A 5,793-nucleotide genomic window follows, 5' to 3' on the forward strand; every position below is an offset into this window, starting at 1 on the left:
GCGGGTGGGTGGGTCAGCGTTCGATGAGGACGTCGTGGCCGAGGTCGAGCAGGGAGTGCCGCCACTCGTCGTCGGCGTTGCCGCGCGGTGGTTTCGCCTCCATCAGGGACTGGATCCGGTCGACCGCCTCCCGCATCACCTCGATGTCGTCCGGGGTCAGGTCGACCTTGCGCTTGCTCAGCACGCGCAGGATGTGCCGACCCGGCTCGGGCAGGTCGAGGTCCGGGTTCGGCCCGAACGCCTCCTCCCCGGAGCCGCGGGTCAGCAGCCACCTGCGCAGCTGCTCGGACGGGACGTTGACCTGGGCGTGGAAGTCCTCCCAGAGCGCCTCCACCTCGGGTTCGACCCGCTGCTCGCGTGCCATCAGCCCTCCTCTCGCCGGCGGCGGTCGGACGCCGCCGGGTCCGGCTCGTCGGTCTGCTGGCCCAGGCCCTCCGGCGGCACCTGCACCCGGGCCGGGTTCGCTGTCGGGGGCGCCACGATCGGTTCGGTCCGTTCGGCGTTCTCCTGGGTCTCCTCGGGTTCGGTCATCTCCGCCTCGTCCCGGGTCATCGGGGGTGCGAGGTGGTGGCGGCGGGGTGGCCGCGCTCCCCGGCGGCGACGTCGAAGGCCAGGTTGCCGTCGCGGGCGTCCACGGTGACCTTCTGCCCGGGCGAGATCGCCGACTCCAGCAGCATCCGGGACAGGCGGTTGTCCACCTCCCGCTGGATCACCCGGCGCAGCGGGCGGGCGCCGAACTCCGGCTGGTAGCCGTGCTCGGCGAGCCAGTCGACGCCGGCGGTGGTGAACTCCACCTGGATGTCCTGGGCGTGCAGCCGGCGGCGGGTCTCCTCCAGCATCAGCTCGGTGATCTGGCGCAGCTGCTCCGCCTCCAGCCGCTGGAAGATGATCACCTCGTCGATCCGGTTGAGGAATTCGGGACGGAAGTTCTCCTGCAACCGGCGCATCAGCCGTTCCCGCAGCTCGCTGGCTTCCTGTTGCCCGCCGGGTTCGCCGGCACCGAACCCGACCGTGCGCTGCGTGCCGGTGATCAGCTCCGAGCCGAGGTTGCTCGTCATGATCAGGACGGTGTTCTTGAAGTTGACGGTGCGGCCCTGGCTGTCGGTGAGCCGGCCGTCGTCCAGCACCTGGAGCAGGATGTTGAACACATCGGGGTGGGCCTTCTCGATCTCGTCCAGCAGCACCACCGCGTACGGGCGGCGGCGCACCGCCTCGGTGAGCTGCCCGGCCTCCTCGTACCCGACGTAGCCGGGCGGTGCGCCGACCAGCCGGCTGACCGTGTGCCGCTCCTGGAACTCGCTCATGTCCACCCGGACCATCCGGTCCGCCTCGCCGAACAGCGCCTCGGCCAGGGCGCGGGACAGCTCGGTCTTGCCGACGCCGGTGGGGCCGAGGAAGAGGAAACTGCCCATCGGCCGGTCCGGGTCGGCGAGCCCGGTCCGCGAGCGGCGCACCGCCTCCGCCACCGCGGTGACCGCCTCGTCCTGGCCGACCACCTTCTCGTGCAGGTAGCCCTCCAGCCGCAGCAGCCGGTCCCGCTCCTCCTCGGTGAGCTGGTTGACCGGGATGCCGGTGGCCCGGGAGACCACCTCGGCGATCTCGTGCGGCCCCACCGACGGCACCTGAGAGGTGCCCTCGTCGCCGCGGGCGCGGCGGATCTGGTCCTCGAGCTCCGCGATCCGGTCGCGCAGCGTCGACGCCCGCTCGTACTTCTCGTCGGCGACCGCCTGCTCCTTGTCCCGGCGCACCTCGTCGAGCTGCTGCTCCAGGTCGCGTACGTCCTGGTCCGGCGTGCGGGTGCGCAGCCGGACCCGGGCGCCGGCCTGGTCTATCAGGTCGATCGCCTTGTCCGGCAGGTACCGGTCGGTGAGGTACCGGTCGGAGAGCTCGGTGGCGGCGACCAGCGCCTCATCGGTGAACCGCACCTGGTGGTGCGCCTCGTAGCGGTCGCGCAGTCCGCGCAGGATCGCGACGGTGTCCTCCACGCTGGGCTCCGGAACGAAGACCGGCTGGAACCGGCGGGCCAGGGCGGCGTCCTTCTCGATGCTCCGGCGGTACTCGTCCAGGGTGGTCGCGCCGATCACCCGCAGCTCGCCGCGGGCCAGTGCGGGCTTGAGCATGTTGGAGGCGTCCATGCCGCCCTCGCTGCCCGCCCCGCCGGCACCGACCAGGGTGTGGATCTCGTCCAGGAAGATGATCAGCTCTTCGCGGTGCGACCGGATCTCGTCGATCACCTTCTTCAGGCGTTCCTCGAAGTCGCCCCGGTAGCGGGTGCCGGCGACCAGGCCGGCCAGGTCGAGCTGGATCACCCGCTTGCCGAGCAGCGTCTGCGGCACGTCACCGTCGCAGATCCGCTCGGCCAGACCCTCCACGATGGCGGTCTTGCCGACGCCGGCCTCGCCGATCAGCACCGGGTTGTTCTTGGTCCGCCGGGACAGGATCTCCACGGCCTGCTCGATCTCGTCGGCCCGGCCGATCACCGGGTCGATCTGGTCGTTGCGGGCCAGGTCGGTGAGGTCCTGGCCGTACTGGTCGAGGGTCGGGGTGCCCCGGTCCGGCCGCGGGCCGCCCATCGGTCCCCGTTCGGCGTTGGCCGCCTGCAACGACTCCGGCTGGATCCGGCCCGCGGCGAGCATCCGCCCGGCCGGTGACTCGGGGTTCAGCGGCAGCGCCATCAGGATGTGCTCGGGGCCGATGTAGTTGGCCCCCATCGCCCGGGACAGCTGGTGGGCGTCGAGCAGTGCCCGCTTGGCCGCCGGGGTGAGCGACAGGTTCGGCGGCACCTCGCCGCGGGGCGCGCCGTCACCGCGCCCGCCGAGGGCGTTGATGAGGGTGTCCGGGTCGGCGCCGGCGCGACGGACCAGGTCCCGCAGCGGTTCGCGTTGCAGCGCCGCCCAGAGCAGGTGGTCGGTGTCCAGGTCGCTGCTCTGCCGCTGGGCCGCCCGCCGTGCCGCGTCGGCGAGCATCTCCCGGGCGTCGGCGGTCATCAGCCGGGTGATGTCGACCCGGTGCGCGGGGCGGCGCCCACCCTCGCCCCGGCCGAAATACCGGGCCAGGAACTCGTCCCAGGGGTCGGAGCCGAAGTCACCGGGTCCCATCATGTCTGTCCTCCGCAGTCCGGCTCGGCACGTTCGTCAAGGCCTACCCGGCGGTCGGGCCGACAAACGCCGCACGGGCGCCACGCCCGGAGGCTGCGCGCCCCAGGGATCGGGTCCGCCGACACGGCGCGGCGACGGCGCCGGGACGCCCGGGGGCCGGTGGTGGCACGCTGGCGGGATGGACCAGATCCCGCTGCTGATCGTGGACGCCGCCAACGTGGTCGGGTCCCGCCCCGACGGCTGGTGGCGGGACCGGGCCGGCGCCACCGCCCGGCTGCGCGACGCGCTGGCCCCGCTGCCCGCCCGCGGGCTGCCCCCGCAGCTGCCGCCGCCGGTGGAGGTGGTGCTGGTGGTGGAGGGCGCGGCGCGGCACGTGCCGGGCAGCGACCAGGTGCGGGTGGTCGCCGCCGAACGCTCCGGCGACGACGCCGTGGTCGAGCTGGTCGCCGGCGCGCCGCAACGCCGCCGGGTGGTCGTCACCGCCGACCGTGAGCTGCGGCAACGGGTGACCGCGTTGGGCGCCGAGGTGTACGGGCCGCGTGCGGTGCGGGAGTGAGCCGCCCACCGCCGCGAGTCCCACAGATCGGACTCGCGGCGCTTGTGGTCGACAACCGGTCAGCCCGGCAGGAACACTGACAGGGCGGTTGTTCTCTCACCCACCGGGATAGGCTCTAATGAAGACCTCCCCGCCCCCAGGAGGTTCCACCGTGGCGAGCGTCGCCGAGCTCAAGGCAGCCATTGATGTCGCGCTCCAACAGATCGGTGACGGCCAGAGTGCCGTGCAGGCGGCCGGCGAGAAGCTGGCCGAGGCGCAGCAGACCCTGGCCGGCGCGCTGGAGGGCAGCGGGCACGTCACGGTCGAGGCGGCCCAGGCTTCGCTGACCCAGGCCAGCCAGGAGCTGGAGGAGTGCCTCGCCGCGACACTCGTCGCGGTCGAGCAGGCGCAGCTGTACGTCGCGACCCTGTAGGGACGGCCGTGTCCATCGTCGAGGACGTCGGCGCCCAGGTCCGGGCCGCCGCCGAGGAACTCCCGCTCGGCCTGCTCGCGCAGGCGCTGGAGAAGTTCGGGCTGGCCGCGGAGCGGCTGCGCTGGGTGCGCCAGGAGTCGGCCAACCCGATGGGGGTGCCGGAGGTCTCCGCCGCCACCGAGCACGCCGAGACCGCCGGGTACGCCCTGCGCGTCGCCCAGGAGCAGCTCTCGGCGTACCTGGCGGCGATCGGGCTGACCGCCGACGGGGCGCCGACGGCCGGCCCCGAGCGGCAGCGCCGGCCGGCGCACGACGCACCCCGCGAGGCCGCCCCGGTGGCCGTGGCGCCGGAGCCGGCCGGTGAGGTGACGCTGCGCCGCTGGTGGTCGGTGCGGGTGGCGGAGTTGACCGGCGGCCGGGAGGGAGCGCCGGACGAGCCGGACGAGCGGGTCGGCGACTCCCGGGAGCTGCTGCGCCGGGTGGTGCGCGGGGTCCGCGCCGGTGACCGGGACCGGCTGCACGCTGAGCTGCGCCGGGCGCACGCCGACGTCGGGCTCGGCCTGGCGGCGCTGGCGCCGCCGCTGCTGCGCGACCTGGCCGGGGAGCTGCTCGGCCACCCGCCGCGCGCCGACGACCTGGGGCGGCTGCACCGCGAGCTGGACGGGCGGGTCCGCGACCTGCTGCCCGGGCTGCCGGCGCCGGTGCTGGACACCCTGCTGACCCGGGTCTGCCGGATGCCTCCGCCCCGGCGCGGCGAGGCGGAGCAGCCGCACGCGGCCGACCCCGCAGTCACCGCCGGCGTGCTCACCGGGGTGCTGCTGGCCCGGCTCGGTCGGGACCTGCCCACCGATGCCGACCGGGAGCGGCAGGCCGACCAGGCGCGGGACCGGCGGGCCGCCGCCGACCGGGACCGGCGGGCGGACGCCACTCGGGACCGGGCGGCCGACGCCGAGTGGGAACGCCGGGCCGGCGCCGCCCCGGAGCGGCTGGCCGGCCGGTCCGCCTCCGGTGACGTCCGGCGGGACGGCGGGACGGCACCGGGCCGAGGCGCCCCGACCGCGGGCGACCACGACCGGTCGGGCCGGACGGGCTCCGCCGGCCCGTACCGGTTGGGCGCCGATGGCTGACCGGCGGGCGCAGCTGGTCACCCGGGTCCGGGGGATGCTCGGCGAGGCGCTCGGCGCGACCCGGACCCGGCTGTACGCCGCGCAGGACGAGCTGACCGAGACCCGGGAACGGCTGGCGAAGGTCCGGCGGGCCGCTGCCGCCGTGCCGGAGCGGGTGGGCGCCCAGCGGGATCGCCGGCTGGCCGAGATCGACGAGCGGCACGCGGCGCGGATCGCCGAGCTGGCCCGCCGCGCGGCGGCGGCGGCGCACCGGGAGGCGCCGGGGGCCGCCTCGGCCGACTGGACGAGTTGGCGCCCGACGCCGGTGGCGCGCGCCGAGCCGCCGGGCGCGCTGCGGATCGGCACCGTCCGCATCCCCGGCGCGGAGCCGGTGCCGGCGCTGGTGCCGCTGCTCGACGCCGGGCACGTGCAGCTGAGCGGAGCCGACCGGGACGGCGGCGAGGCGGTGGTGTCGGCGCTGCTGCTGCGGGCCGTGGGCCGGGCCGACGCGGGTACGGTCCGCCTGGTCGGGTACGACCCGGAGCACCTGGGCGGCGGGCTGGCCGGGTTCGCCCCGCTCGGCACCGCCGGGCTGCTGACCTTCGTCGGGCCGGGCGGGCT

General features: G+C 75.4%; 6 protein-coding genes and 1 pseudogene. 4 read left to right on the forward strand and 3 right to left on the reverse strand.

Going from position 1 to position 5,793, the window contains the following annotated elements; genetic code table 11:
• Window positions 1-13 precede the first annotated feature (13 nt).
• From C1I99_RS28505 to C1I99_RS28515, 3 genes are read right to left on the reverse strand one after another with little or no spacing between them, the layout of a single operon-like run.
• Window positions 14-364, reverse strand: a complete 351-nt coding sequence (locus tag C1I99_RS28505; protein WP_111137295.1) for a DUF3140 domain-containing protein — start codon at window positions 362-364, stop codon at window positions 14-16.
• The gene (locus tag C1I99_RS33520) at window positions 364-531 is read right to left on the reverse strand and encodes a hypothetical protein (protein WP_199562423.1); all 168 of its coding nucleotides are present in this window, start codon (window positions 529-531) and stop codon (window positions 364-366) included. Before C1I99_RS33520 ends, C1I99_RS28505 begins: the two co-directional genes overlap by 1 nt.
• 17 nt (window positions 532-548) lie before the next feature.
• A complete protein-coding gene (locus tag C1I99_RS28515) occupies window positions 549-3,101 on the reverse strand; it encodes an ATP-dependent Clp protease ATP-binding subunit (RefSeq protein WP_111137297.1) in 2,553 nt (850 codons plus the stop codon).
• 175 nt (window positions 3,102-3,276) lie between these two features.
• Between C1I99_RS28515 and C1I99_RS28520 the strand changes: the two genes are divergently transcribed.
• The 4 genes and pseudogenes from C1I99_RS28520 to C1I99_RS28535 form a co-directional block, all read left to right on the forward strand.
• A complete protein-coding gene (locus C1I99_RS28520; protein ID WP_111137298.1) occupies window positions 3,277-3,654 on the forward strand; it encodes a PIN domain-containing protein in 378 nt (125 codons plus the stop codon).
• Between the two features lie 151 nt (window positions 3,655-3,805).
• Window positions 3,806-4,066, forward strand: coding sequence for a hypothetical protein (locus C1I99_RS28525; RefSeq protein WP_111137299.1), 261 nt, complete (start codon window positions 3,806-3,808; stop codon window positions 4,064-4,066).
• A gap of 8 nt (window positions 4,067-4,074) precedes the next feature.
• A complete protein-coding gene (locus C1I99_RS28530) occupies window positions 4,075-5,193 on the forward strand; it encodes a hypothetical protein (protein ID WP_111137300.1) in 1,119 nt (372 codons plus the stop codon).
• Window positions 5,186-5,793: pseudogene (locus tag C1I99_RS28535) on the forward strand (FtsK/SpoIIIE domain-containing protein); the annotation flags it as partial. The gene C1I99_RS28530 and the pseudogene C1I99_RS28535, both read left to right, overlap by 8 nt.

Origin of the sequence: Micromonospora deserti (genome assembly GCF_003236335.1) — a bacterium.
In the GTDB taxonomy this organism is placed as follows: domain Bacteria; phylum Actinomycetota; class Actinomycetes; order Mycobacteriales; family Micromonosporaceae; genus Micromonospora; species Micromonospora deserti.

Bases quoted from the DNA above. Each gene is read 5' to 3' on its own strand.
- C1I99_RS28505 (WP_111137295.1), bottom strand. From the start codon at position 364: ATGGCACGCGAGCAGCGGGTCGAACCCGAGGTGGAGGCGCTCTGGGAG.
- C1I99_RS33520 (WP_199562423.1), bottom strand. From the start codon at position 531: ATGACCGAACCCGAGGAGACCCAGGAGAACGCCGAACGGACCGAACCG.
- C1I99_RS28515 (WP_111137297.1), bottom strand. From the start codon at position 3,101: ATGATGGGACCCGGTGACTTCGGCTCCGACCCCTGGGACGAGTTCCTG.
- C1I99_RS28520 (WP_111137298.1), top strand. From the start codon at position 3,277: ATGGACCAGATCCCGCTGCTGATCGTGGACGCCGCCAACGTGGTCGGG.